The following is a 26,744-nucleotide window of genomic DNA, read 5'->3' on the forward strand; positions in this document are numbered from 1 at the left end:
AGCGAGGGGGCCTTTTTCATGGAGAGTACCAGAGTGGCAGTGAGCTACACGCCCGGGCACGCGGCGGCGTCGCCCTATCCGATGACCCATGCCCGCATCCTTTGGGACCGGCTGACCGGTACAGTTTCCGCGACCAGCGAGGCGGAGGGCTTCGAAGCCGAGCTGGCCGACACCGTCGAGACCAATAGCTGGTGGAAGCCTGAGACCGTCCCCGCGTCATGGCGTATCGAGTACGGGGTGAGCAGGCTGATCGACTCCATCGGGATCGCGGCGCACAACCTCGGAACGGCCGGCTCTCATGCGCGGATCGAGTACAAGTCTCCGAATGCCCATGGGAACCTGCTTCTGCATTCCCAGGAAATCCAGCTCTGGCCGGTACTCCTCAGGGCAGAGCTGGTTCCGACCCTCGCCCCGGACGGCTCGATGGACGCGCGTTGGCTTGTGGAAGACGAGACGGATGGCGCGCACCTGACCGGCATCGACTTTCAGGCCGTCGAGGGGAGGATGTATACCTTCTCGATCTACGTGAAGCCGAACGCCAATGGCCGGAGGCTTCGCATGTCGATGGAAGGAGCGGCGTATCCCGATCAGGCCATCGTCAATGTTGGTGGCGACGGGGCGATTGCGTCGGCTGCCGGGGCTGCGGCGACAAGCTCGGTTGCCGTCGGGGACACTGGCTGGTTCCGGGTGAGCATGAGCGCCGAGGCGCAGGCCACCGGGTTCGCGGGCATCAGACTCCTGATCCGGGGGCCGAATAGCGAATTGTCCTACCCTGGCACGGGAGAGGCCATCGGCCTCTTCGGGGCGCAGGCCGAATGGCGTCTGGGGCCATCCCCTTATGTCAGGTCCGCCTCCTCGCCCGCCTCTTCCAACTGGCGGGCGGTCTCCGATGAATGGCTGCTGCCTTCTGACGACAGCGCGATCCTGCATCTCTTCGACCCTGTCGAGACGGATGGCATCCGGGTCTCGGTATCCGAGCCCGCACGGATCGGGGTCATCGGGACCGGCCGGGCGCTGCCCATGCCGCGCATGGGCTATACCGATCTCGGCATGATCGACCTCAGCCGCACCGCGACGCTCACCAGCCATGTCAGCGAGGGTGGCCAGCTGATGGGGCGGTTCATCCAGCGCGCCGGGCTTTCCGGGTCCTTTGAGTGGCAGAACCTGCCCGAGGACTGGTATCGGCAGGCCTTCGACCCGTTCGCCAGGGCCGCGCGAACCGAGCCGTTTTTCATCGCGGCAAGACCCGAGGGCTATCCGACCGACTGCGCCTATGCCTGGGTCGACGATCCGATCCTGCCCGCCCGCCAGGGCGTGCGGAACTTCGCCAGCGTCGGTTTCACGGCGACGGGGCATGCCGATGCCGCTGCGTGAACCGGTCCAGATCGTCGAGCTCTGACAGCCGCGTTGCGCCGAGCGGTTCGGGGTCGCGCCTTGCAGGGCGACGCTGGCCGATGGCCCGCGCTGCTACAATTGCTGGGGCACCTGCCTCGACCGCGAACATTACCGCGGCGACGGCTCGATCGCCTGGCGTTTCGTCAAGCCGACGCAGGCGCTGGTGCCGCTTTACGAACGGACGGGCGAGCATGTCGCGACCAACCCGTTTCCGATGTTGCGCTCGGTCTCGGTCCGGTCGAGCAAGATCAACGTGGGCTCGATCCGCGACGGCGAAAAGCCTCTGGGCGTCACCGGCGGCGTGACCGTCACCCTCTTCCACCAGACTCATCATGCAGAAAGTTTGCGGGTACAAGACGGCATGACAAAAGCCGAAAGAACGCCTACCGGCCCCACGTCTCGATCCCCCCGCTTCGGCGGGTTTTTTCATGCCCGGAGATTGGCCATGACCATGATCGGCATCGCCCTCAGCCCCTGCACAGCCCGGAGCCGCCGGGCGCCCGCGGCCGACTTCTGAGCCGCCCAGGAAGGAGCCCGCCATGCAGGAGCTGACCACGCAGATCCGGGACTGGTGGGGGGTGATGCTCTCGCTGCTCGGGCTGGCCGTCTGGTCGGTCCGGCTCGAGGCGCGCGCCCGCACCAATACCGCTGCGCTCGAGCGCGAGACCGCCCGGCTCGCCGAGGAGATCCGCGCCCTCGAGGCCCGCTGGCAGCGGCAGCGCGCCGAAGATCTCACCGCCCGCCAGCGCGACCGCGCGGAGACCAACGCGCTGCTGCGCGAGCTTCGTGCCGACATCAAGACCGTCCTGCAGCGCGTCCCGCGCTGAGCCCCCAGCCACAGGAGTTTCCCCATGCACCTCGTGCCCCATTGGCGCGCGCTGATCCGGCGTGCCTGGTCGATCCGTCTCATCCTGCTCGCGGGCCTGCTGTCAGGGCTCGAGGCCGGGCTCTCGCTGGCCTCGCCCGATGCGCTGGGGATCCCGCGCGGGTTCTTCGCCGGGCTCTCGGCGCTGGTCACCGCGGCCGCCTTCGCCGCCCGCCTGATCGCCCAGAGGATGGAGTGAGCCCATGCGCAGGATCCTCAAGCGCGGCGCCGCCGCCACCGCCCTCGCGCTGAGCTTCATCGGCGGCAATGAGGGCCTGAAGACGGAGACCTATCTCGACATCGTCGGCGTGCCGACCGTCTGCTTCGGCGAGACCCGCGATGTGGCGCTCGGCGACAGCTACACGCCCGCCGAGTGCCGGGCGATGTTCGGCGGGCGGCTCGCCGGGTTCGAGGCCGGGCTCGACCGGCTGATCGCGGCTCCCGTCGAGGCCCGCATCCCCGACCGGAGCTATGTCGCGATCCTCGACTGGGCCTATAACGTGGGCCTCGGCGCGGCCGGGCGCTCGACCCTGATCCGCAAGCTCAATGCGGGCGACCTGCGCGGCGCCTGCGACGAGCTTCCGCGCTGGCGCTTTGCCGGGGGCAAGGGCATTCGCGGCCTTCTGATCCGCCGCAACAAGGCCCGGCAGCTCTGCCATGAGGGGCTCGACGGCGTTCCGGCCGATGCCCCGTTTCGCTGGGACGGCGCATGAGGCCGCTCCTCGCGGCGCTGCTGCTGGCCGGATGCGGCGGGCTGCCGGTCCCGCTCGGTCCCAACGTCGCCGCCAATGTCCAGGCCGGGGCCGAAAACGTGCAAGGGCAGAAGGTCGAGAACGCGCCGTCCATCGTGCGGCCGCGCGCCCGCGAGATCCGCCAGGAGCAGTCCGAAAACCGCCTCCGCGCCGAGCGCGTCGACACCGTCATCGTCAACGAGATCCCGCCCTGGATCGTCCTCCTCGCCCTGATCGGATGGATCGCCCCCTCGCCAGGCGAGATCGGGCGGCGGATCGGCGAAGCGGTCAGAAGAAAACACTGAGCCTTATGACCTCAGTCTGTGCAACGCCAAATGGCGGAACAGGAAAGTTGCGTGAGCGATCAATCACATTGCGTCCCTGATCAAAACGAGCACAAAGCCTTCAATGAATGATTTGCCACTGCCCCGTCTGGTCCTTCCAGAAATAGAGGAACAGGCTTGCTTCTTGCTCGGCTTCGGAATTCCAATACCGGATTGGAAGAGGCAACAGAGCAGCAAGGCGGCCGTGACCATAGAGTTGCACGGTGCTTTCATCGGCATCGAACGGACGGAGCGTGAACCCGGCTTCCCCGGAAAGCAACGCCTCATACCCGGAGGCATAATATTCGTCGTCGCTGGCACCAACGCCCCCAGCAAGACGATGGATATAGGGGGCCAGAGCCATTCTGGCGGCGCGCTCTCCTTGTGAAAGGGCGGAGTGCACCTTCATATATTCGCCAGAAAGTTCTCTTCGAAGTTCGGGCGTGAGCTCAAGAATCTGCGCGGACTGCCATGCGTCCTGCGGGAAGTTGATCATCACGTTTGCTGTCACCGTCCACGTGTTCCAGCTATCGGTTGTGCCGTCGCCAGCCGTCTGGTGTATATTGGAGATTGTGGCCGTGGGCTGCCCCGTGCCTGTCATTTGGGTAATCTCGACCTTGTCCGGATCATTCTGCGAAGCAGCTACGGTTACATCGAACACAAAATCCGATCCCTGAAACAGCTCGGGCAAGGTTCCGGCTGGCCAGGAATGCAGCCGAAGATGAAGACTTGGCGTCCACTCCGAGTTCGGCTTGAATTTCAAAGAGAAAGATATGGTATTTTGACCTTTGGTGAAGGCCTCATTCAATGTCAGCTGCGTTGTGATCTGAGCGTCGGTGCTCAGAGGAGTCTGCGGATCCAAGATCGGGACATCATTCACCCTGAAATCGAGCATGGCGGCGCTCAGATTCAGATCAATCCCAAGAGCTGTCTCCGAAGGGGCGAGTTCATTTGCCATCATTGTGCTCCCTGACATCATCAAGCTTATCGTCAAAACCAGTTTAAAAATCCGCATCGTAGAACACCTCTTCTTTTCGTATTGGGACTTCCTTTTTCCCCTGTGTGCTCATATTGACGATTCCGAAGCCACGAACCTTCACCTCTGCAGCAACGTTAACCTTAATTCCATTCCATCCAACTTTTGCATTCAACTTCTTATCGCTTTGTGGTGAATTTATTGTTTGTAGTGCCGCTGTGATCTTTGATCTTGCGCGTCCTGATGCGGAAAAGGTACTCTCCACAATGTAGGCTTTTCCTTCCGCCTTCACGATAGCAGCGATCGAAATCTCGAGAGATCCAGACACCTCTCCCTTGCCCGACCATCTCGTTTCATTGACTTTGCGGGATATAACCACGTTGGCATCTCCCAGAGTGCCAGTGATAGTTAAGGTGACAGCCGCATGTGCAGAAAGGTGAGCGTTGCTATCCCTTTCTCCGATACCTTTTGCCGTCACCTCTCGCGCTTTGCGAAGAGCTTCAGCAAATCCGGGAGCCACACCGTTGGCTGCAGTCAAAAGTGCATCAATAATATCGAGCTTGGCTTCAATACCGATCAGAGGAGCAAAGCCCATTGTGACATTCGCGTCGATTCCAACCGCAGTCGGGTCGGAGGGATGCTCGACCAGTTTGAATTTGCTGGTGCCAAGATCGACCTTGTGGAACACGGAGATCGAAGAATGTGTGGAATTTTCGCTGGTTCTCGCCCCCTCACCAGTCAAGCCTTGAAGTTTGGAGAGCGTTTTGTCGAGAAACGGAACGAGGGATCGGGAATGGTTTTCCGGATCGGTTTTGCTCTCTCCCTCACCCTCGATGGAAAAGGTCGTTGCCCCGAAGGTACCGTCGAGTTTTCCTGTCAGGGCAACGCTAGGAACAAAGGTAAAGTCCGTGTAGTAGGTGCCTTTGATCTCGTATCCAAAACTTGCAGCCGTCCACTCGAGTCTGGGATAAACTTGAAGCACGCTGTTGAACGTTGTCTCGCCACTGCAGGTGTCGAGCTTCAGTGAATAGTTTGTTCCAATCTTCTCCAGATCCCCCAGTAGCGTGTACTTCGTGGCGTTGACAAATCTTTCAATGTCCGTCTGGCCCAGATCTGTATCTCCGGGGTAGGCAAGCTTGATTTCATAGTCTTCTGCGGTCTTCTCTTCGGTCTCACCACCTTCCATTTTGATCAGCGATTTCGGCATCTGCTTTGGCATGATGCAGTCGCCATGGGGCGTCCTGTCGAGTGTCACCTTCAATAGATCGTATCCAGAGGAGCCACCTTGGTCTGCAACAAGCACGAGCTTGCAATTCGTTTGCCCATTCGCCTTTTCCTCCTGAGGTAGGGTGAGGCGCGCGTCGCTATGCGAGCAGCCAAGCGTTATCGAGTTCACGCAGCAAGGCATAGCCGCCGCACAATCGCATCCCGCTTTGCCTTGGGGCTGATCGTGCACCGCTTCAGCTGGCGGAATGGCGCCATCCGAACTCATCGGCTCGCCGCCGTTGGACAGATAATCCTGATACTGATTTTGCGCCGTAATTTGGCTGACCGTTTCCCCCTGGGCACGGGCATTGGCAATCGACCGCATGGTTTGCAGGGGGGAAGAGAATTTGCCAGGATGCGCACCGACCAGCGCTTCAATATCATCTATTGTCGGAACATAATATTTCATGAAACGCGCACTCCTTACAATCGATTCCAAATGTCCAAGTCCTGGGAGGCGTCTGCGGGAAATGGTTTGTCGCCTGCAGTCGTGTACCAGTTTTGCAAAGCGATAAATGTTTCACGAACCGAGACTCGCCTTCGCGTCAAAACCTCTCGCGCTCCCGGATGAGTTTCGTCGAAGGTGGGGCCGAATTTCAGCATGCATTTCGCGAACAGCCTAATTTGACGCACGGACGTCAGGCCATATCTTTCGGCGCGCGAAGCAGCCTCCGCTGCGATGTCAAGAATTTCGGCGTCTGACCTGTGTCTGGCAGTGAAATGCAACTCACGCGCCAGTTTTCGTTCGGCTCTTCTGGCTTGCAGATTCTCAAAGCGCCGATACTCAACCATTCCGATCTGAAAGCTCTGAGAACCCTTTCCGGGCGGCTCTTCTGGCGGGGTAGGGAGCGTCAAAAATTTTGATCGGAAAGAATCATGATGGGCCAAGGGCGAGAGCCCGCATCTTTCACCGAGAAGAGGTGACAACGGAATTGCAAGCCTGCCGAACGGGCGCATGAACATCCGGAGTTTATCTGCCTCAAGCGCATGACCAAGATCGAACAACACGCGAGGATCATAGAAACGGAAATAAACCGGAGCCTCATTCTGCGGAGTCTTCAGCATCGTGTAGCGTCGAAAATGTGCGCGCAAATCTCGCATTGGCCAGTGAGATGTGAAGATGAATCCCCAATGCGTATCGTTTGGCAGGAAAGACGCCATCTCGGAGATTCTGTCATCCATCTGGATCATCCACGGGGCATGGAGGGGCTGCTTCTGACCCGTTTCGCGATAAAAGCAACAGTGCTCGGTTCCCTCAAGAAACTGCGGGAGATCGGGACAATTCACCCCATCCAGAACAAGCCATGCGGGAGAGTCTTTGGATGATAAAATCTGACTTATCGTTACACCGGCCATGATTATACTTCGTCTTTAAGCGGGAATTGGCGGCCGGGTCGGAATGCCGCGCGCTGAGGCACGGGTCCTCGCCGCCGGTTCCCGGCACCGGATCTCCCTCCAGCACCGCCCGGCTGCCCGCCCCGAGCGTCGCGATATCTCCCTCGGCCTCGAAGCTGTGGTCCTGGCCGCGTTCGTCCGCGGCGCGCCCGCATGGGCAGAGGCCGACAGCAGCTCGGTGAGGATCTCGACCACGGTCTTGTTGCTGAAGATCAGCTGGTTACGGCGGAGGCTCGCAAGGAAAGCCCTAGGACGCAGCCGGTAGCGATGGCCATTATCGCCCGAGCCCAGCCAGCGGGCCTCGGTGACGACGCCATCGAAGGGCCGCTCTCCCTCGCGGGTGGTGGGGGTAATGGTGGCATGGGGGCCAATCAGCCGGTCGAAATCGACAGCGGTCGGGGCGGCCAGACAATCGGCGGAACAGTCGAACAGCGCGTTCAGATGGTCGGTGCCTTCAAACCGGCGCAGCACCAGAACGTCCTGCCCCAGCACCGTGGGACTCCGGCCCATGCGGGCGTCCCGACGAAAGAAGCCACTCATGAAATACCCTCTCGAATTCCCGCCAAGGTAGTGAGGTAGGTCCTCTGCTGGCAACCCCACGCAGCTGCTTGCGCTGAAGGGCTCAGCCCCACCGGCAGCATCATGCCGATTGGCAGAGTGGCGAGGCTGATGAGGGGACCAGACTGAGCCTTGGCAAGATCAGGTGTCGAGCTCGTCCGCAGAAGCCATAAGGGAGAGATTTCCGGCGTCCCGAGCCGCGCCAGATCTGCCGCTTAGCCTCCTAGGTCTGGCCGCTTGGATTCGGTTTTCTGGCGCTCCACAGGCGCAGGCGCCAGGGTTGCCTATTGTGGATCCGGAGCACATCGGGACCAGGACCTCAAGGCCGTCATCGGTGCAGACCAAGTGGCAGCGGCTGTGGGGAAAGCATCAGCCATCATGCGTCACCCTGCAGTGCGAGCCGCAAAGATTGCGCAAAGAAACTCCGGCAACGAAACCGCGCGGAACAGGGTAAAAAGCGGATCAAATAGGGGGAACAGCACGAACATCGTGCTTGGTGCTGTCTTCGGGAGGCAGGGGCCGGAGGTTCGAATCCTCTCACTCCGACCAATAAAATCAGCGGCTTAGAGTTTCACGAAAATTCCCGCTGCAAAGAAACCCCCTCATTTCCAGCCATCCAGAGCCTTTGCTGTGGCTTCCTGGAAGCTCGGGTGGTGGTGCAGGTATACCGATTCGAGCGTTGCGACGGTGGTCCCGAAGAAGCCCGCAGCATCCGCGAGCGGGACGCCCTTGTGCATCGCCCATGTGACCGCGGTGTGCTTGAGAGTGTGGGGCGTCACTCCGGGCAGATCGGCCTCGCGGATGGCCCGACGCCAGGCGGTCTTGATCGACCCGACGCGAGGCCCCTCATACTCGACGACCCACTCCCTGTTTCGTTTCCACCGCCACGCATGGGCGAGCAGCTTCCGAGGCATCCGAACGGGCGGGCGCCTCTTCTTCGTCTCCCGCATGTCCTCGGCCTTGCGGTAGAGAACGCCCCGCTCGGTATCGATCCAGCCTCCGGCGGTGTGGGGCGCGAGATCGCCTCTTTCCTGGTGCCGGTATAGAGCGCCACGAGGATGAAGGGTGCGAGGTGCCGGGATTTCGGATGGTTCCTCGCCGCCCGCAGCAGCCGTGCTGCCTCGGCACGCGTCAGCCAGCGATCGCGCGGGGCCCTCCACGACAGCAGGCGTTGCAAGAGACCCCGGGCGTGACCTCCAGGGCCAGAGCTCATCTTGACGGTCAGAGGATGACGGTCGCGGCAAGGCAGGCTGCAAATGGGACTGGACCGCCGCAACGGTCGCGCCGCGTTGCCGGGAAAGCCGATCCCTGAGGGCGGCGAAACGGGTGCCGATCCGGGTATCCTTGCGGTGGAGCCCGCGGTTATATTGCGCCTTCCGCTTGCATTTCCTGCGCGGTGGGAGGGAAGGTCTCCGTCAAAGCGCGGACCGGCGGGTTGCGCCGATCCAGCCTCGGCATCGCGATGGAGGCAAGGGATTGTCCCCCGGAGCATTTTTCAACCCGCCGCCCCGACATTGGGAGGCATCTGGCTGCAGGCCGGGCAGGCAGGATCAGAGGCGAAGGCCGCGATCCGAAAATGGATTCCCTTTCGCAGTCCCGCGCGCCCCCCCCAACCGGAACGGCGCTCCGGGCGGAGAAAGGGCATCATTCATCCCGATGACCAAAAGCAGCGCATGGCTCGCTGTCCCTGTCCGATCCGCGGGGCCCGGTTGCCGCCTTTGCCCAGGGCTCAGGGTCCAGGGCCTGGGGCTCAGGCGGCCTTCGCCTGACGCGCAGCCTGCCAGCAGTCGATGAGCTCCTCGAAACGGCTTTGCATCCGCGCCTTCGCGACGTCATCGTCGATCTCGCCCGCCAGCCACGCCCGGGCCGCGGCGCCGAAGATGGTGCGGCCGACCGCGAAACCGCGCACATGGCTGCAGGCTGCGGCACGGGCGATGCTCTGGGTCAGGACATCGGCCGGGGCATCCAGGCCCAGGAGCAGCACGCCCCGGCACCAGCGGTCATTGCGCTCGATCACCGCGCTGACCCCGGCCCATCCGGCCGCGCTCTGGTCGGGCAGCTTCCACCAGTCGGGGCGGATGCCCTCGTCATAGATCTGCTGCATCGCCTCGGCGGTGGCGGTCTCGCCGCGCTTGCCTTCGGCCGTGCCGATCACCTCGATCAGATATTCGTGGCGGCTGAGCCGCGCGGCCGAGGCCAGCCGGTGCAGCTGGTCGAGCTGGGTCCGGCGCAGGGCCTCGGGGTCGTCGGGATTGTAGAAGACGAGGCATTTGATGACGTGATCGCGGGGCCAGGAGGCGACCTCGGCGCCAAGCGAGGGCGCGCCCTCGAATTTCAGCGGGCGCGAGCCGGGCAGCTCGACCGGGCGGCCGATCCAGACGGCTTCCTTTTCGGCCCGGAACAGGGCCTGCCGACCATGGGTGCTGTCGAGCAGGGTGCCGAGCATGATGTCCGGGCGACGCGCGGCCAGAATCGCATCGAGCGCGAGATCCTTGAGCCGGGCGATCCGCGCCGGATCGGCGCCGCATTGCGCGGCCATGTCCTCGAGCTGGACGCGATGGTCGATGGCGAAGGCGCAGACATTGTCCCAGTGGCCGCGCCGCGTGGTCGCCCAGTGGACATGTTCCAGATCGGCATCCTCGCGCAGCCGCGGGTTGACGACGCCGCGCTCGAGGAAGAACTGCAGCTCCTCCCAGCTGGGATAGGCGGGCGCGCAGCCATGCCGCGACACCGCGAAGGCACCGCAGGCATTGGCGATGCGGCAACATTCCTCAAGGGCCAGACCGCGCACATAGCCGCGCAGGAAGCCCGCCATGAAGCCGTCTCCGGCCCCCAGCACGTTGAAGACCTCGACCGGGAAGCCCTGCGAGGAGATGCCCTCCTCGAGATCCTCGGGAATGGCATCGGGGAAGACGAGGCAGCCCTTCGGCCCGGTCTTGAGCACGATCATCGCCGCCGTGAGCTTGCGGATATTGACCAGCGCCTCGCGGGTATCGGTCGAACCTCCGGCGATGCGCACCTCGTCATCGGTGCCCACGACCACATCGCAGCCGGGCAGGATGGTCTGGACCCGTGCCGTCACCGCCGCATCGGCGACAAAGCGGATATCGCCGTCGCCCGCGCCCAGCAGCCCCCAGAGATTGGGGCGGTAATCGATGTCGAAGACCACCTTGCGCCCGGCCTCGCGCGCGATCCGCATCGCCTTGAACGAGGCGGCCTCGAGATGGGGCTTCGAGAAATGCGTTCCGGTGACGACGATGGCAGCGGCCGAGCGGATGAAATCGGGGTCGATATCGGCCTCGGTCAGCGCCGCATCGGCGCAATCGGTGCGCACGAAGAGCAGCGGGAAGTTGCGGTCGTCCTCAAGGCCCAGAAAGGCCAGCGCCGTCAGCCGCTCGGGGTCGGTCGCAAGGCCGCGCGTCTCGACCCCCTCGGCCTCGAGCGTCTCGCGCACGAAGCGACCCATCTGGTCATTGCCGACCCGGCTCAGAAGCGCGGTCTTCAGCCCCAGCCGGGCCCCGCCGATCGCGATATTGGTCGGGCAGCCGCCCACATATTTCGAGAAGCTCCGGGCGTCTTCCATGCTGCAGCCGACCTGGTCGGCATAAAGATCCGCACAGGTCCGGCCAATGGTGATGATGTCGTAGATCGGAGAGGGCTGACTGGACATGGGACTTCCTCAGTCTTCGTTGTCGGATCGCAGTTCGGCGCAGAGCGTCCCGGCCCGGATGGCCAGGATCAGCGCCAGTGAGATGGTCGCGTTGAGCGAGCGGAACCCGTCGACGCTGGCCTCCGAAAGCTGGAACCAGCAATCGGCGTGAATGAAAGGGGCGCGGGTCAGATCGGTGATGGCGATGGTGCGCGCGCCGGCGGCCCGGGCCCGTTCGAAGGCCCCCACGGTCTCTTCGGCGCTGGGGCTGAACGAAAAGGCGACGAATGTGTCCTCGGGCGAGATCATCACCATCTGCTGATCGAGCGTGCCGCCGCTGCCGTCGAGCAGGTTGGTCGGCACCTCCAGCCGCGAGAGGTTGTAGGCAAGATAGGTCGCGGCGGTGAAGGTGCGCTTGTGCGCCATCACATGGACGATCCGCGCCTCGGCCAGCATCCGGGCGGCGGCCTCGACCCGCTCGACAGGGGCGCCCTGGCGCAGCGCGCGCAGAGAGGCGATGCCCGCCTCGACGAAGCGGTCGGTCATCTCGGCGGTGTCGCGTGCGGCGCCGCTTTTGGCCAGATCGCGGATGCGGTCCTGATAGGGTGTGGAACTGGCCTGCAGCTGCGCCCGGAACACGGCCTGCATCTCGGAAAAGCCCGAATAGCCGAAATGCTGGGCGAAGCGGACGATGGCCGAGGGCGCGACGCCGATATCCTCGGCCAGCGTGGCAGCGGTGCGAAACGCCACCGAAGAGGGATCGCGAAGGACAAAATCCGCTATGAGTTTCAGGCGTTTGCTCAGATCGCCATGGGCGTCCGCAATGGCTTCGCGCAAACTGTCGAAATCGGCCGCAGGCGCCGGATTCTCGCTGTCGGTGCTCATGGCCTGCGCTCCCCGTCCATCTATTTGCGACACGGTCTCCTCCCCCCGCTCGACAGCATTTTTAGAATTAATATTCCATCTTGACTGCTGCGTGAATGGTATGTTCTAAATTTTTCCGCATCAAGTGCAAACTTCTTGCGCCTCAGGGAGGAGGGGAACGTGAAAGCTTGTGTCATCCATAGTGCCGAGCGGGTGCTCATCGAAGAGGCGCCGCGCCCGGATCCTGCCCGCGGACAGATCCGCCTGCGCTTCGCCTTCGGCGGCATCTGCGGGTCCGACATCCATTATTTCCAGCATGGGCGGGTCGGCGATTCGATCCTGCGCGGCCCGATGGTGCTGGGCCATGAATTCTCGGCCGTGGTCGATCTGCCGGGCGAGGGCGTCGAGGGCTTCGCGTCCGGCGACAAGGTGGCGGTGACACCGGCCCGGCCCTGCCTGAGCTGCGATCAGTGCCGCCGCGGTCTCACCAATCTCTGCACCGACATGGCCTTCATGGGTAGCGCCGCACGGTTTCCGCATTGCGATGGCGGCTTTGCCAGCGAGCTGGTGGTCGAGGCCCGGCAATGCATCCGCCTGCCGCAGGAGGCCGATCTGCGCCATGTCGCCATGGCCGAACCCTATGCGGTGGCGCTGCATGCCGCGGCGATGGCGGGCGATCTGACCGGCGCGACGGTGCTTGTCACCGGCGCGGGCGTCATCGGCCAGATGTGCGCGACCGCAGCCCGGGCCGCCGGGGCCGCCCGCATATTGATGAGCGACATCGCCCCGGCCGCGCTGGCGCGGGCCCGCGACCTGGGGGTCGACGAGGTCTTCGACGCGGGCGATCCGGCCGCGATGGCCGCCCTGACCGACAGCCCCCGCTGCGACGCGGTCTTCGAGGCCTCGGGCGCGGCCGCGGCGCTTGGCACCGCCATCGCGGCCGCGAAGCCCCGGGGCACCGTGGTGCAGGTGGGCTTCCTGCCGCCGAAGGCACCGGTCGATCTGGCAAAGCTGCTGACCCGCGAAATCCGGCTGGTCGGCACCTATCGCTTCATCGACGAATTCGCCGAAGCGGTGCGCCAGATCGTCGGGGGCGAGGTCGACCTGCGCCCGATGATTTCGGCCGACATGCCGCTCGACCGCCCCGAAAAGGCCTTCGCCCGGGCGCTCGACAAGACCGCGGCTCTGAAGGTGATGGTGCATTTCCCATGATGTCGGCCCTGACCTACAGGCCCGGGGCGCTGCGCCCGCGGGCGGCGCATCTCGGGGTGGGAGCGTTCCACCGGGCCCATCAGCAAAGCTATTACGACGATCTGGCCCGCGCGGGCGGCGACTGGGGCGTTGTCGGCATCAACCTGACCCCGCCCGATCTTGCCGCGCGCCATGCGGCGCAGAACGGGATCTATGCGGTGCTGACCGATGACGGCCAGACCCGCGCCTGCCGCGAGATCGGCACCCTGCTCGGCCTGCATGACGCCCGCACCGCGCCGGATGTCGACTGGTCCGGGATCGATTTCGCCACGCTGACCATTACCGAGAAGGGCTATTGCCACCGCTCGGGCAGCTTCGGGCTCGATCCGGCGGCGGTGGCGGACGACCTTGCCGCTCCCGAGGCGCCGGTCACCGCGATCGGCTATCTCGCCTGGATGCTCGAGCGCCGCCGCCGGGCCGGAGGCGGGCCGATCACGCTCGCCAGTTGCGACAATGTCGCCGATAACGGCACGCTTCTGGGCGCGGTCCTGCGCGACTATGCGGCGCGCGCCTTCCCCGGCCTGCCAGACTGGCTGGACCGGAACGTCGCCTTCCCGACCTCGATGGTCGACCGGATCGTGCCCGCGATGTCGGCCTCCAGCCGCGCCCGGCTCGAGACGGCCTGCGGCGGGCCGGATGCTCTGGGCGTGGTCGCCGAGCCCTTCCGCCAATGGGTGATCGAGAACCGCTTCGCCGGGCCGCGCCCCGCGCTGGAACGGGCCGGGGTCCAGATCGTGGACGATCTGGCGCCGTATGAGCACATGAAGCACCGGCTTCTGAACGGCCTGCAATCGGCCTATGCCGAGCTCGGACGCCTTTGCGGACACGAAAGCAGCCATGACGCGGCGACCGATCCGGTGCTGTCGGACTGGGCCGGTCTTTTCCTGCAGGCGCAGGCCGAGACGCTAGCCTGCCCCGAAGGCGAGGACCTCACGGCCTATGGCCGCACCAGCCTCGCGCGGCTGCAGAACCCGACCATCCACCACCCGCTGAACCAGATCGCGAGCGATGCAAGCTTCAAGCTGCCGCAGCGCATCGCGGCCCCGGCCGCCGAACGGCTGGAGCGCGGGGCCCCGGCCGAGATCCAGGCCATGGTGCTGGCGGGATGGGCGCTGCAGGCGGGCGACACGAGGCCCGACAGCACCGGCATCCCGACCCGGGACCCGATGGGCGACGAGATGGCGCGCCGCCGCGCGGCGGCCGGCGATGCGGCCGGTTTCGCGCGCGAGGTGCTGGCGCTGCCGCTCTGGCCCGCCCGGCTGGGGCAGGATGAAGGCTTTGTCGCCGACATGACGCGGTGGCTGCGTGCCTTCGCGCAGGGCGATCCCCGGCAGCGCCGGGCGCAGATCGACGATTTCGCAAGGGAGAGGGCGCATGCGTAAATTCCTCGGAGGCCGCACGCCGGAAGAATGGCTGGGGGCGATCCTGATGACGGCCGTGGTGGCCCTTCTGGGCTTTCAGGTCATCGCCCGCTTCGGCATGGGGCGGTCCTTCAGCTGGCTGGAGGAAGTCAGCCGCTTCGCCTTCGTCTGGGCGGTCTATTTCGGCTTTGTCATCGCGGCCGAGGGCGACCGGCATATCCGCGTCTCGCTGCATCTCGGGCTGCTGCCGACGAAGCTGCGGCTTGTCATGCTGACGCTGGCAGATCTGCTCTGGCTCGGCTTCAACGCCGTCGTCATCTGGTACGGCTACCAGTTCACCGTCTCGATGTTCGAATTTCCCTACATCTCGCAGACCACCGGCATCAACCTGGTCTGGGTGCAGATGATCGTGCCGCTCGGATTTGCCTTCATGTCGATCCGCATCCTTCAGGTGATGGTCCGCCGCTGGCAGACCGGCGAAGGCCCGGCCGACGCCCGAATCGGGGACTGAGGCCATGGATCCGACCCTTCTGATGGCGTTGTCCTTCGTCCTTCTGCTGCTGATCGGCGTGCCGGTCGGCATCTCGATGGGACTTGCCGCGGTGCTGGCGATGACCAGTGCCAACATGCCGATGTCCTATCTCGTGCAGACGGCCTATTCGGCGGTCGACGAGTTCACCATCATCGCCGTGCCGATGTTCATCCTGGCCGGCACCCTGATGGAGAAAGGCGGGCTGACCCAGCGGCTGATCGGCTTCTCGCGGGCCATTGTCGGGCCGTCGCCGGGCGGGCTGGCCACCGTGACCATCGTCGCCTGCACCTTCTTCGCCGCGATCTCGGGCTCGGGCCCCGCAACCACCGCGGCGATCGGCTCCATCATGATCCCGGCGATGATCCGCGACGGCTATGACAGGGGCTTCGGCGCCGCGATCACCTCTTCGGCAGGCGGCATCGGCGTGGTCATCCCGCCCTCGATCCCGATGATCATCTACGGCATCACCTCCGAGACCTCCATCAGCGCGCTCTTCGTCGCGGGCGTGGTGCCGGGGCTGCTGCTGGCGGTGGTGCTGTGGCTCACCAGCCGGTTCATCTCGGTCCGGCGCGGCTACAGCTCGGGCGATGTCGAGGCGCGCAGCCTGCGCAATATCGGCCGCGCGGCGCTCGAGGCGAAATGGGCGCTGGCCGCACCGGTCCTGATCCTCGGCGGCATCTATACCGGCGCCTTCACCGTCACCGAGGCCTCGGTCGTGGCGGTGCTTTATGCGCTCTTCGTCGGCATCTTCGTCTATCGCGAAATCCGGATACCGGTCTTCGTCGACGCGGTGGTCTATGCCGTGCGGATCACCGGCACCGTGATGCTGGTGCTGGTCACCGGGCGGATCATCGGCCGGATGCTGTCGATGTTCCAGGTGCCGCAGCTGGTCTCGGGCTTCCTGATCGATACGGTCTCCGACCCGATCATGCTGATCGTCCTCGTCCTGGTGCTGCTGGTCTTCATCGGCATGTGGATGGAGACGCTGACCCAGATCATCATCCTGACCCCGCTGCTTCTGCCGGTGGTGGCCAATGTCGGGATCGACCCGATCCAGTTCGGCATCATCTTCGTGATCGCCTGCGAGATCGGCTATTCGACGCCACCGCTCGGGGTGAATCTCTTCGTCGCCTCCGAGATCGGGGAAACCACGGTCGAGAAGGTCTCGAAGGCCTCTATCCCGTTCCTGTTCGCCGAGATCGCCGTGATGGCGCTGGTGGCCTTCGTGCCCCAGCTGACACTGTGGCTGCCCGGCTTGCTGGGCTTCATAAACTGAGTTTCAACCGGAGGAGACCATCTTGAAACCGTTCATCAGAACCCTTGCCACCGCCGCGCTGGCCCTGTGCGTCGCGCTGCCCGCAGCCGCCGCCGACTACACCATGCGCCTCAGCCATGGCGACAACGAGAACAACCCGACCCACAAGGGCGCACTCAAGTTCCAGGAGCTGGTCGAGCAATATTCCGACGGCCGGATCAAGGTGCAGATCTTCCCGTCGAACCAGCTTGGCTCGGAACAGGAAGTGGCCCAGGCGCTGCGCATGGGCTCGATCGAATCCGAGATCCTCTATACCGGCAACCTCGTGCCGCTGGCGCCCTCGGTCGGCGTGATGATGCTGCCCTATGCCTTCACCTCGAACGAGGAGGCGCATGCCGCCATGGATGCGCTGAAGGGCCCGCTGAACGAACGCCTGCCGAAAGAGGCCGGGGTGCGCGTTCTGGGCTATTTCGAAAAGGGCTTCCGCGTGCTGACCAATGACCGGCGCGAGGTGAAGACGCTGGACGATCTGCAGGGGCTCAAGATCCGGGTCTCGAAGAACAACATCGCCATCGACACCTTCAAGTCCTGGGGGCTCGACCCGATCCCGATGGCCTGGGCCGAAGTGTTCCCGGCGCTGCAGCAGGGCGTGATCGACGGCCAGGAGAACCCCTATACCACGGCGATCTCGTCGAAATTCTACGAGGTCCAGAAATACATCACCGAGATCCACTATCTGATCTGGTCGGGGCCGATCATCGTCTCCGAGCGGTTCTATCAGGGGCTGCCCGCGGATCTGCAACAGGCGCTCGACCGGGCCGGCGAAGAGGCCGCGCAATATGAGCGTCAGGTCTCGGCCGAGGAAACCGAAGCCGCCAAGAAGAAGCTCGTCGAGCTGGGTATGACCCTTACCGGTGCGCCCGAGGACGAGGAGAAATGGCAGGAAGCGGCGAAAGCGCTCTGGCCCGGTTTCGCCGATGGCATCGGCGGTGCCGACTGGGTCGAGGAAGCCACCCGGATCATGAACGACGCCATCGCGGCGCAGTAACACGTCCCCCCGACACCCCGGCATGGGGACGGCAGGCAGGACACGGGCCCGGAACAAGACCGGGCCCGTTTCATCTTGAGTGTCCACTACAACACCGAGCGCCCGCATCTGGGTTACCGAAACATGGGGCGACGTCCCATCGAAACCGTAATGTCATTCGTTAGCCAAGAAGGTTAAGTTAACGCATTGCAGCCCACCAGCCCGCTGTTGCGCGCGCTCGTGGCCATAGCGCGGGCATCGGGATCAGTCAGGGAGATCTGGCCGTCCGGCGCATCGGCCAGAGCCTTGTCCATGGCCATCAGTTTCTCGATTTCCCGCTTGAGCCGCCCGTATCGATGCGCCAGATGCGTGACCTTCTCCAACCGCGCTTCGCCTGTTTCCTGCCGGTCGATGCGCACCATCTCGGTGATATAGCGTTCGACATCGGCCTCCAGATGCGCAAGACGGCTGGCGATCTTGCCCTTGGTGAAGTTCTTGTTGCGGTTGTTTACCGCCTTGAATTTGCTTCCGTCGATGGCCACGCAATCGCCTTTCAACGTGCCGATCCGCCGGCACAGCTCCACGAATTGCGCGCAGGTCTTGCGGATGGGCGATCCGTTCTCACGCCGGAAATCCGCAATGGTCTTGTGATCCGGCACCAGGCGCCCAAGCAGCCACATCACCTCGACATTGCGCCCGGCCTCGCGCTCCAGCCTGCGGCTGGATGGGATCCGGTTGAGATAGCCATAGATGAATAGCTTCAGCAGAACGGCGGGATGGTAGCCGGGCCGCCCTGTCCGCGCATGCGCCGCGCGCACGAAGCCAAGGCCCGCCAGATCAAGCTGTTCAACAAACAGATCCACCACCCGAACCAGATGATCCTCATCGATCCAGTCCTCAAGACGGTCCGGAAACAGCGTCACCTGGTCGCGATCAACACCTTCAATGAAACCCGACATACATGCACTCCTGTAATGCAGAAAACATACCGCATCTTGGGGCTTCCACAAAGCCTCGGCCGGAAGCGGACATGACTATTTGCAGCGAGAACGGCAGCTTCGTCCCGCATAGCAGGCACGCTCGCGGGGCGCGTCGAAGGTTCGGTTTGGGTCAGAAATGCGTGGCAGTGGGGTCAGGATTGCTTGCCATTGCCTCGCGACCAAGACCCGGAAATCCATGGGGTCGAGTCGCTTTCGCATGGCATTCGACATCCGGCAGCGGCCCGCCGGAAAGCCCGCCCCGAGCCCCGGCCCCGACAGGCGCCCGGCCCGGATGACCTTGCGGCTCAAGGCGGCAAAAGCCGCCAGCCGTACCTGTCGGCGGCGCACGCCCATTGCCGCCCCCCGGGTCATATCGGCACCGGGCGCGGCATCGCGGGCCATCGCAACGAAGAGAGGCCCTGCCGAGAGAACAGAAGGGGCGGGAAAACGTCACGATGCGGACCGGAACAGAGCATGTCCGGACCGCCTGCCCGCCCCTCGCGACCTAGCGCATGAGGACGACCGGAACCTTGCAGGACCGGATCATCTCGGTGGTGGTCGAGCCGATGACAAGGGTCCGTATGCGGGAATGCCCGTAGGCGCCCATGACCAGAAGGTCGATGCCATCCGTTTCGACCAGATCGGCCAGGGCCTTGTCCGGCGCGCCTTTCAGGATCTTCGCCTCCGCTTCGTGACCGCCCGCATTCAGCGTGGCACGCGCATTCTCCAGCGCACGGCGCAGATCGGCCGTTTCCTGACCGGCGGTGGCCACGATCACCTTGAGCCCGGCAAACATCGGGTCACGGGCGACATAATCGACCGCCTTCATCGAGGAGACGCCGCCATCATAGGCGATCAGTACCCGGTCTATCGGCGCGAAGCTGCGGTTCGAGACGAAGACGGGCTTCTGACTGGCGCGCACGATCCGCTCGAAATTCGAGCCGAGATGCGGGCTCTCCAGCCCTGCGGCCTCGCCCCGCTTGCCGATCACGATCATCTCGGCCGCCGCCTCTTTCTGCTCGACGGTGTTGACGATGTCGTCCTGGCGCAGCCGGGTGATGACATCGGCGACGCCTTCGCCCTCGATCAGGGCCCTGGCATCCTCGAGGATCGCCCGCCCCTGGGCCTGCGAAAGCTTGGCGTGCTGTTCGTCCAGATCGCTGAGCTGTTCCATCAGCCGGGTCCGCGCGCCCAGCCGGATCGAGCCGGACAAATCGCGCCGCCCCTGCGCCCGGCGCGGATCGAGCACATGGTAGAGCTTGACCTGCGCCCCGGTGCGTTTCGCGATCCAGGCCGCGTGGCGGCAGACGCTTTCGGAATAGGCCGAGCCATCGACCAGGGCCATCAGCATGGCTGTCATCGTCACATCTCCCCTTCAGTGGCCCAACAGATCGTCCATCGCGCCGGGCTTGTCATGGACGGCAAGCCTGTCGACGATGGTCTCCGAAGCGGCGTTCATGCCCTCGATCTCGACCTCGGCGCCCTCGCGGCGGAACTTGAGCACGGCCATGTCCAGCGCCGCAACGGACGAGACGTCCCAGATATGCGCGCGGCTGACATCGATGGTGACGCGCTCCAGCGCCTCCTTGAAGTCGAAGGCGCGCATGAAGCGCTCGGTCGAGGCGAAGAACAGCTGGCCCTCGATCACATAGGTACGTTCGCGCCCGTCGGGCGAGATCTCGGAGCGGACCTTGAACAGCTGCGCGATCTTGGCCGAGAAGAAGATGCCCGACAGCAGCACGCCGACCAGAACGCCGATCGCGAGGTTGTGGGTGTAGACCACGAAGAACACCGTCGCCAGCATCACGATGGAGGACGAGCGCGGATGATCGCGCAGGTTCCGGATCGACGACCACGAGAATGTCCCGATCGAGACCATGATCATGATCGCCACCAGCGCCGGCATCGGGATCTGCCCCACCAGATCGCCCAGAACGACGATCAGGAACAGAAGCATCGCCCCCGCGGTGAAGGTCGACAGCCGCCCGCGCCCACCCGATTTCACGTTGATCATCGACTGGCCGATCATCGCGCAGCCCGCCATGCCGCCAATGAAACCGGTGCAGGTATTGGCGATGCCCTGCCCGATGCATTCCTGGTTCCGGTCGCTGGGCGTGTCGGTCAGATCGTCCACGATGGTCTGCGTCATCAGGCTTTCCAGCAGGCCCACCGCGGCCACCCCGATCGAATAGGGCAGGATGATCTGCAGCGTCTCAAGCGTCAGCGGGATGTCGGGAATCAGGAAGACCGGCAGCGTATCGGGCAGATCTCCCATATCCGACACGGTACGCACATCGATCCCGAGCGCCATCGTCACCGCCGTCAGAACGATGATCGTGATCAGGGGCGAGGGCACCGAGGTCGTCAGGAGCGGAAAGAGATAGATGATCGCAAGCCCCGCCGCGACCATCACATAGGTCACCCAGCTCACGCCGATCAGCTCGGGCACCTGTGCGATGAAGATCAGGATCGCCAGCGCATTGACAAAGCCCGTGATGACCGAACGCGAGACGAAGCGCATCAGATGGCCCAGCTTCGCCAGCCCCGCCCCGATCTGGATCAGCCCCGCCAGCACGGTGGCCGCCAGCAGGTATTGCAACCCGTGCTCCTTGACGAGGGTCACCATCAGAACGGCCGTTGCCGCTGTCGCGGCCGAGATCATGCCGGGCCGTCCGCCGGTGATGGCCACGATCACCGCGATCGAGAAGGAGGCGTAAAGCCCGATCTTCGGGTCGACACCGGCGATGATCGAGAACGCGATGGCCTCGGGGATCAGGGCCAGCGCAACGACCAGCCCGGCGAGGATATCGCCGCGGATGTTTCCGATCCACTGATCGCGATAGGCGTAGAGTGCGTTCATGGTCACTCCTGTGGCGGGCCGTCGACGCTCCGGCAAGGGGCGCGGCGGTCCGGGGTGTTGGGGGGTCCGGAAGATTGGCGCTGAACGGCCAGCACCCGGCAGGCGGCCGGGCCCGGGGCGGAACGCCCTCCGCATACAGAAATACGACGCAGAGGCAAACAGCCAAACCTTCCCGGAACCGAAGGACATGGCTGCCGGGATCGGGAATTCGGAAACCGTTCGGCCCGGCCCTGCCAGTGCGCAGCACCCCGGAGACCGGCGGCCCAAACCCGCGCTGGGAAGCCCAGGCCCGCTCCTCAGCCCGCTTGCCCGGGTGGCGGCAAGGGGGCGCCATGGCCCGGCGCAGGCCCCCGGTCATGGCAACACGCGCCCCGCGAATATCTCGGATCGGGTCAGAGGTGAGAAGCAGGACCGGGCGGCAGTGGCGCGAAGGAGCCGAGACGGCCCCGCGCATCCAGGTCGATCCATGCAATTGTCGGCCCGAGGGAACCCGACTGCGCCCGACCGGCTTTTCCGATACCGGGCCGGTTCGGGCCGGAGCAGCACAAGCCTCTGCAGCAACCGAAGGCCACGGCGTGATCATCTCGGTTGGCCGCAAGGGGCCTCGGGCCGCGGCGGATGCGTCGGCGCCCGCTCTGGCGCAATAGCGAAAGCTCGGCTATTGCGACGCATGACCGGCCTCTTGCGGCCATCTCTGTAGCCGATCGGACCTGCCCCATGTTTGTCGTCACCCTGCTCACCAACCCCGCGCAGCCCGCGCTGGAGCGCGGCACCGTCGAATCGCTTCGGAACGCCTGGGGCGGCGGCGAGGCGGTGTGGCTGGCGCCCGGCATCGCCGCCGAGTTTCCGCTGGCCGCCCTGCCCGACAATTTCCGCGAGGTCTGGGCCGATCTGCAGAAGCTCGGGATCGACCTTGCCGCGCAGCCCGCCCGGAACCGCCGCAAGCAGCTGCTGATCGCCGACATGGATTCGACCATGATCCGACAGGAATGCATCGACGAGCTGGCCGCCGAGGCGGGGGTCGGCCCGCGCGTGGCCGAGATCACCGCGCGGGCCATGAATGGCGAGCTCGATTTCCACGGCGCGCTGCGCGAGCGGGTCGGGCTGCTCAGGGGGCTTGATGCCGGCGTGATCGACAAGGTCCTGGCCGAGCGGATCAGCTTCATGCCGGGCGGCCGCACGCTCGTTGCGACGATGAAGGCCAATGGTGCCCATGCGCTGCTGGTCTCGGGCGGCTTCACCAATTTCGCGGCGAAAGTCGGGGCCGCGCTCGGCTTTGACGACTACCGCGCCAACACGCTTCTGATCGAGGACGGGCGCCTGACCGGCACCGTGGCCGAGCCGATCCTGGGCCGTGAGGCCAAGGTCGAGGCGCTGCGCGAGGTGACGGAGCGGCTGGGCATCGGGCTTGAGGACGCGCTGGCGGTCGGCGACGGCGCGAACGATCTGGGCATGCTGGGGCTGGCCGGGGCGGGTGTTGCGCTGCATGCCAAGCCCTCGGTCGCGGCCCAATGCGAGCTGCGGGTCAATCACGGCGATCTGACCGCGCTGCTGTATCTGCAGGGCTACGCCCAGCCCGATTTCGTCGAGGCCTAGTCGGTCTCGTCGACCGACCCGCGCAGCGCCTTGACCGCGCCGCGTTCCTTCTTGGCGGCGAGCCGCCTGCGCTGAGAGCCCAGCGTCGGCCGGGTCGGCACCCGCCGCTTGGGTTTTTCCAGCGCCTTCCGGATCAGTTCGGCCAGCCGCTCGCGCGCGATCTCGCGGTTGCGGGCCTGGCTGCGGGTCTCCTCGACCCGGATCAGCACCGCGCCCTCCTGGGTCCAGCGCCGCCCCGCCAGCCGCTTCAGCCGCGTCTTGACCGGGCCGGGCAGGTTCGGCGACCGCTCGGCCTCGAAGCGCAGGTCGACCGCGGTCGAGACCTTGTTCACATTCTGCCCGCCGGGCCCGGACGAGCGCGAGAAGACCTCGGTAAGCTCCCAGTCCTCGAGGACGAGCGTATCGGTGATGCGCAGCATGGGGCGGAGACTATCGCGGCGGACGCCGGGTGCAAGGGCCCGCGACAGCGGAACGGCGCAGCATGGTTAAGGCGCGGGAAGAAGACCCGGTGGAAGGCGGGCAGGCCAGGGCGGAAGAGGTTCCGTGATGGACGGGTCGGAATGGAAAGGGCCGTTCTTGCGAACGGCCCCGAGAGCTACGGAGATGGCCCGGTTAGAGCATGGGCCCAATCAAAGGTTTACAGTCCTTGGGGTTGCCCTCAGACCACGGCCCCCCTGACTGTTCCAAGACCCTTCTCCAATATCACTCTAGACACTGGACCACCTCCTTTCTGCTGTTGCCGTTGAGCTCAGCCTGCCACAGATTTGGTATATGTAAAGTTAATTTACGCAAGCTGTGCGGTGAGGCGCCTTACGATTAGGCGAAACGGCACAAGGGCGATCAAGGCGAGGGCAAGTTTCACACTCCAGTCCGCCATCGCGAGCGACACCCAAAGCGGCACCTGCGGCCCGACGCCCAGCAGCGGCAGCGTCTCGCCGGCCCAAGAGACGTCGTTTGCGGGCTCGAGAAAGCTCAGCGCGCCGGAAAAGGCGACGGTGAAGAAGATCGCGGTATCGACGCTCGATCCGATCAGGGTCGAGGCCAGCGGCGCCCGCCACCAGCGTCCGGCGCGCAGCCGGTCGAAGACAGCAACGTCCAGCAGTTGCGCGCTGAGGAAGGCCAGCCCCGAGGCCAGCGCGATGCGCAGGGTGACAAGCGGGCCGAACTCGCCCTGGATCTGGGTGCCGATGAAGGAACAGATCACACCCATCACGAAGCCCGCCAGAACCACGCGGCGGGCGGCGGCCACACCGTAGACGCGGTTCATCACATCGGTCACGAGAAAGGCCAGCGGATAGGTGAAGGCGCCCAGGGTCAGCCACTGGCCGAACAGGATCTGGACGAGGATATTCGAGGCCACGACAATGGCGGCCATGGCAAGGATGCCGGGAAGAAGACGGGTCATGCTGCGGGTTCCGTTTTGGCAAGGTCGCGGAGACTTGGCCCGCACGGGGGTGCACCCGCGGGACGCGGCTTCCTACTGCCCCGCCCCCGGCCTGACAAGTCCCGATTGAGCGCTCAGTCGGCCGCCAGCACCCTGCGGCATTCGCGCGGCAGGTCATCCATGGTGTAGTCGCGGGCGCCGCGTTTCTTCGGCGCGGGCTTGGCCGGCGGCTTCGGACGGGCAGCCTTTTTCGGCGGGTCGAGATAATCGGTCACCCACCAGGTCAGCGTCTCGTCGCAGCCGTCGCCGCCCTTCGACAGCTCGGCCACCGTCGGCCGCTGCGTCACGCAATTGCGCGCGCCGCCCGGGCATTTCAGACGCACATGGAAGTGATAATGATGGCCGTAATAGGGGCGGATCTTCTGCAGCCAGTCGCGATCGGCCCGGGTCGCATGCCGGCACATCTCGATCTTGACCGGGGCGGTGACGAAGATCCGGTCGACCGCAGGGTCCATCGCCGCGGCGCGCAGCAGGGCGGCATGGGCCGCGGTATAATTGCCGTTCACCCGGCGCTGATCGGCCGAACGCACCGAAATCGACGAGATCGACTCGCGATCGGCCCGGCTGAGGGTCAGCCGCCCGGGCGGCAGCATCCAGATATCGGCATCGAGCCCGATCTGATGCGAGGCATGGCCGCTGGTCATCGGCCCGCCCCGCGGCTGGCTGATATCGCCGACATAGATGCCCTTCCAGCCGATGGCGGCGGCGCTGGCGCCCAACCTCTGGATGAAGGCGATCATCTCGGGCTGGCCCCAGTTGCGGTTCCGCGACAGCCGCATCGCCTGCCAGGTCGGGCCGGTCTCGGGCAGCTGCACCAGCCCGGCGGCGCAACCCCTGGCATAGCTGCCGATGGGCTGGGGCGCCTGCCGCGAGGCCCGCTTTTCGGCCCCGAACAGCGAGGCCGCCGTCGGCGCCGCAAGCGCCGGGGCCGCCATGGACAGGGCCAGCAGGACCGCCAGGCCGGTTCCGATCAGGATGCGTGCCATCTTTCCGTCCGTTCTCCCTCTGCCCGGACGAAGCCTAGCAGACCGAGCCCCAGCAGGAAAAGCACAACCAGAGGCACAATGCCCGCAGGCTGCGAGCCGCTCAGATCGGTCACGATCCCGATCGACATCGGCGCGATGAAGGCGGTGGCCTTGCCCGACAGCGCGTAAAGCCCGAAGCTTTCTGTCATCCGCGCCGGGTTGGCCTGGCGCACCATCATCGTGCGGCTCGCGCTCTGCATCGCGCCGCCGGCCGCGCCGATCACCGCGCCGACCGCGTAATAGGCGATGTCGGGCAAAGCCGAGCCCGGGGCGACCGGCAGCCACAGCACCGCCTCGCGCGAGATCGAGATCGCCAGAACCGCCGCGGCGATCAGCGTGACCAGGCAGACCACGATCACCGGCTTGGGCCCGAAGCGACGGTCGGCGCGACCGCCGAGCCAGGCGAAAAGGGCCGCAGCGATCACCGCGAGGATGCCGAAGACGCCGACATCGACCACCGACCAGCCCAGCACCCCCGCAGCATAGATGCCGCCGAACACATACATGCCGTTCAGCGCATCGCGGTAGAACATCGAGGACAGAAGATAGGCCGACAGGCTGGGCGTGCGCGGCAGCCGCCTCAGGGTCCGGCCAAGCTCGGGCAGGGCCTCGGCCAGCGCCCGGGTCACGGTCGCGGTTCGGGTTCCGGTTCCGGGACGGCGCGGCAGCTTCAGCCAGAGGAAGAAGGGGATCATCGAGACCGCGTACCACAGGGCCACGAAGGGCCCGACCGCGCGGGTGCCCTCGCGGGTGGCGGGGTCGAGCCCGAAGACCGGCGGCAGGCCGATCAGCGTGCGCCCGGTCTCGTTCTCGGCCAGGAGGGCCAGCGTGATCACCAACGCGATCAGCCCGCCGACATAGCCGAAGGCCCAGCCCGAGCCCGAGATCCGCCCCAGCTCGGCGCGCGGCCCGAGCTCGGGCATCATCGCATTGACGAAGATCGCCGAGAATTCCATGCCAACGAGCCCGAGCCCGAAGAAGCAAAGGACCAGAGGCAGGCTGAAGCCGGTCGGATCGGCACACCAGAGCCCGGCCGCGCCGATCACGTAAAGCGCCGAGAACAGGGCGATCCAGCGCATCCGGTAGCCGCTGCGATCGGCGACGGCGCCCAGCACCGGCGCCAGCAGCGCGACCACCAGCCCCGCCGCGCCCACGCCATAGCCCCAGGCCGCCTGCGCGGCAGAGCCGTCGCCCAGCAGGTCCTTGACATAGGGCGCGAAGATGAAGGTCAGCAGAAGCGTCGCATAGGGCTGGCTGGCCCAGTCATAGAACCACCAGCCCCAGATCCGCCGCCGGGCCGCAGCCTCTGTCACCCCTGTCATCGCCTCTCCGTCCGCGCCATACCGCAACCCGCTCATCTGACAGGCTTTCCGCCGTCGCCGCAATCGGTC

General features: G+C 65.1%; 25 protein-coding genes and 1 pseudogene. 12 read left to right on the plus strand and 14 right to left on the minus strand.

The features are described 5' to 3' along the window. Positions 1 to 18 precede the first annotated feature (18 nt). From B5V46_RS17265 to B5V46_RS17290, 6 genes are all read left to right on the plus strand, one after another. Entirely contained in the window at positions 19 to 1,374 is a 1,356-nt protein-coding gene (locus tag B5V46_RS17265) for a hypothetical protein (protein WP_155774113.1), read from the plus strand. Between the two features lie 184 nt (positions 1,375 to 1,558). Further along, complete coding sequence (locus tag B5V46_RS17270) at positions 1,559 to 1,912, plus strand: hypothetical protein (RefSeq protein ID WP_155774114.1); 354 nt, start codon at positions 1,559 to 1,561, stop codon at positions 1,910 to 1,912. A 22-nt stretch (positions 1,913 to 1,934) separates the two neighbouring features. Beyond that, positions 1,935 to 2,222 (plus strand): hypothetical protein, encoded by a 288-nt coding sequence (locus B5V46_RS17275; protein ID WP_080617739.1) that lies wholly within the window; start codon positions 1,935 to 1,937, stop codon positions 2,220 to 2,222. Between the two features lie 24 nt (positions 2,223 to 2,246). Further along, positions 2,247 to 2,459 carry a hypothetical protein gene (locus B5V46_RS17280; protein ID WP_080617740.1) on the plus strand — a complete coding sequence of 71 codons (213 nt, stop codon included), beginning with the start codon at positions 2,247 to 2,249 and terminating at the stop codon, positions 2,457 to 2,459. A gap of 4 nt (positions 2,460 to 2,463) precedes the next feature. Further along, positions 2,464 to 2,973 (plus strand): lysozyme, encoded by a 510-nt coding sequence (locus tag B5V46_RS17285; protein WP_080617741.1) that lies wholly within the window; start codon positions 2,464 to 2,466, stop codon positions 2,971 to 2,973. Further along, complete coding sequence (locus B5V46_RS17290; protein WP_080617742.1) at positions 2,970 to 3,296, plus strand: bacteriophage spanin2 family protein; 327 nt, start codon at positions 2,970 to 2,972, stop codon at positions 3,294 to 3,296. Before B5V46_RS17285 ends, B5V46_RS17290 begins: the two co-directional genes overlap by 4 nt. A 100-nt stretch (positions 3,297 to 3,396) precedes the next feature. On the opposite strand, the gene B5V46_RS17295 is transcribed toward B5V46_RS17290, so the two are convergent. The 7 genes from B5V46_RS17295 to B5V46_RS17320 form a co-directional block, all read right to left on the minus strand. Then, positions 3,397 to 4,329, minus strand: coding sequence for a hypothetical protein (locus tag B5V46_RS17295; RefSeq protein ID WP_080617743.1), 933 nt, complete (start codon positions 4,327 to 4,329; stop codon positions 3,397 to 3,399). Continuing rightward, positions 4,316 to 5,965 carry a hypothetical protein gene (locus B5V46_RS20020; RefSeq protein WP_155774116.1) on the minus strand — a complete coding sequence of 550 codons (1,650 nt, stop codon included), beginning with the start codon at positions 5,963 to 5,965 and terminating at the stop codon, positions 4,316 to 4,318. Before B5V46_RS20020 ends, B5V46_RS17295 begins: the two co-directional genes overlap by 14 nt. Before the next feature lie 14 nt (positions 5,966 to 5,979). Then, entirely contained in the window at positions 5,980 to 6,912 is a 933-nt protein-coding gene (locus B5V46_RS17300; RefSeq protein WP_080617744.1) for a DUF4123 domain-containing protein, read from the minus strand. 15 nt (positions 6,913 to 6,927) lie between these two features. Further along, a complete protein-coding gene (locus B5V46_RS17305; protein ID WP_196774287.1) occupies positions 6,928 to 7,461 on the minus strand; it encodes a contractile injection system protein, VgrG/Pvc8 family in 534 nt (177 codons plus the stop codon). Positions 7,462 to 8,111: 650 nt separating this feature from the next. After that, on the minus strand, positions 8,112 to 8,459 hold the full coding sequence (locus tag B5V46_RS17310; protein WP_080617746.1) for a tyrosine-type recombinase/integrase: 348 nt from the start codon (positions 8,457 to 8,459) through the stop codon (positions 8,112 to 8,114). Positions 8,460 to 9,259: 800 nt separating this feature from the next. Further along, positions 9,260 to 11,179 (minus strand): 5-dehydro-2-deoxygluconokinase, encoded by a 1,920-nt coding sequence (gene iolC / locus B5V46_RS17315; protein WP_080617747.1) that lies wholly within the window; start codon positions 11,177 to 11,179, stop codon positions 9,260 to 9,262. 9 nt (positions 11,180 to 11,188) lie between these two features. Continuing rightward, a complete protein-coding gene (locus B5V46_RS17320; protein WP_080617748.1) occupies positions 11,189 to 12,043 on the minus strand; it encodes a MurR/RpiR family transcriptional regulator in 855 nt (284 codons plus the stop codon). Between the two features lie 159 nt (positions 12,044 to 12,202). Here B5V46_RS17320 and B5V46_RS17325 point away from each other — a divergent pair, with 159 nt between their 5' ends. From B5V46_RS17325 to B5V46_RS17345, 5 genes are read left to right on the plus strand one after another with little or no spacing between them, the layout of a single operon-like run. After that, positions 12,203 to 13,234 carry an L-idonate 5-dehydrogenase gene (locus B5V46_RS17325; RefSeq protein ID WP_080617749.1) on the plus strand — a complete coding sequence of 344 codons (1,032 nt, stop codon included), beginning with the start codon at positions 12,203 to 12,205 and terminating at the stop codon, positions 13,232 to 13,234. Further along, complete coding sequence (locus tag B5V46_RS17330) at positions 13,231 to 14,655, plus strand: mannitol dehydrogenase family protein (RefSeq protein ID WP_080617750.1); 1,425 nt, start codon at positions 13,231 to 13,233, stop codon at positions 14,653 to 14,655. Before B5V46_RS17325 ends, B5V46_RS17330 begins: the two co-directional genes overlap by 4 nt. Then, complete coding sequence (locus B5V46_RS17335; protein ID WP_231119169.1) at positions 14,648 to 15,145, plus strand: TRAP transporter small permease; 498 nt, start codon at positions 14,648 to 14,650, stop codon at positions 15,143 to 15,145. Before B5V46_RS17330 ends, B5V46_RS17335 begins: the two co-directional genes overlap by 8 nt. A gap of 4 nt (positions 15,146 to 15,149) precedes the next feature. Continuing rightward, positions 15,150 to 16,442, plus strand: a complete 1,293-nt coding sequence (locus B5V46_RS17340) for a TRAP transporter large permease (protein WP_080617751.1) — start codon at positions 15,150 to 15,152, stop codon at positions 16,440 to 16,442. 22 nt (positions 16,443 to 16,464) lie between these two features. Then, positions 16,465 to 17,469: a TRAP transporter substrate-binding protein gene (locus B5V46_RS17345; RefSeq protein WP_231119170.1), complete on the plus strand. Its 1,005-nt coding sequence runs from the start codon at positions 16,465 to 16,467 to the stop codon at positions 17,467 to 17,469. A 176-nt stretch (positions 17,470 to 17,645) separates the two neighbouring features. Here B5V46_RS17345 and B5V46_RS17350 read toward each other — a convergent pair. The 3 genes and pseudogenes from B5V46_RS17350 to B5V46_RS17360 form a co-directional block, all read right to left on the minus strand. Further along, positions 17,646 to 18,407, minus strand: a pseudogene (locus B5V46_RS17350) (transposase); the annotation flags it as partial. Between the two features lie 526 nt (positions 18,408 to 18,933). Then, positions 18,934 to 19,788 carry a universal stress protein gene (locus B5V46_RS17355; protein ID WP_196774288.1) on the minus strand — a complete coding sequence of 285 codons (855 nt, stop codon included), beginning with the start codon at positions 19,786 to 19,788 and terminating at the stop codon, positions 18,934 to 18,936. A 15-nt stretch (positions 19,789 to 19,803) separates the two neighbouring features. Next, positions 19,804 to 21,288 (minus strand): SulP family inorganic anion transporter, encoded by a 1,485-nt coding sequence (locus B5V46_RS17360; RefSeq protein WP_080617754.1) that lies wholly within the window; start codon positions 21,286 to 21,288, stop codon positions 19,804 to 19,806. Positions 21,289 to 22,005: 717 nt separating this feature from the next. On the opposite strand from B5V46_RS17360, the gene serB reads away from it, so the two are divergent. Further along, complete coding sequence (gene serB, locus B5V46_RS17365) at positions 22,006 to 22,884, plus strand: phosphoserine phosphatase SerB (protein ID WP_080617755.1); 879 nt, start codon at positions 22,006 to 22,008, stop codon at positions 22,882 to 22,884. Here the strand turns inward: serB and arfB are convergent. The 4 genes from arfB to B5V46_RS17385 all read right to left on the minus strand — a co-directional run bounded on the left by arfB (position 22,881) and on the right by B5V46_RS17385 (position 26,675). Then, positions 22,881 to 23,303, minus strand: coding sequence for an alternative ribosome rescue aminoacyl-tRNA hydrolase ArfB (gene arfB, locus B5V46_RS17370; protein WP_080617756.1), 423 nt, complete (start codon positions 23,301 to 23,303; stop codon positions 22,881 to 22,883). The two genes, serB and arfB, sit on opposite strands and share 4 nt — an antisense overlap. 365 nt (positions 23,304 to 23,668) lie before the next feature. Further along, positions 23,669 to 24,289: a queuosine precursor transporter gene (locus tag B5V46_RS17375; RefSeq protein ID WP_080617757.1), complete on the minus strand. Its 621-nt coding sequence runs from the start codon at positions 24,287 to 24,289 to the stop codon at positions 23,669 to 23,671. Positions 24,290 to 24,402: 113 nt separating this feature from the next. Beyond that, positions 24,403 to 25,314, minus strand: a complete 912-nt coding sequence (gene mepA, locus B5V46_RS17380; RefSeq protein WP_080617758.1) for a penicillin-insensitive murein endopeptidase — start codon at positions 25,312 to 25,314, stop codon at positions 24,403 to 24,405. Next, positions 25,299 to 26,675: an MFS transporter gene (locus B5V46_RS17385; RefSeq protein ID WP_080617759.1), complete on the minus strand. Its 1,377-nt coding sequence runs from the start codon at positions 26,673 to 26,675 to the stop codon at positions 25,299 to 25,301. The genes mepA and B5V46_RS17385 overlap by 16 nt, the downstream gene beginning before the upstream one ends. Between the last annotated feature and the right edge of the window lie 69 nt (positions 26,676 to 26,744).

Origin of the sequence: Rhodovulum sp. MB263 (assembly GCF_002073975.1) — a bacterium.
In the GTDB taxonomy this organism is placed as follows: Bacteria; Pseudomonadota; Alphaproteobacteria; order Rhodobacterales; family Rhodobacteraceae; genus Rhodovulum.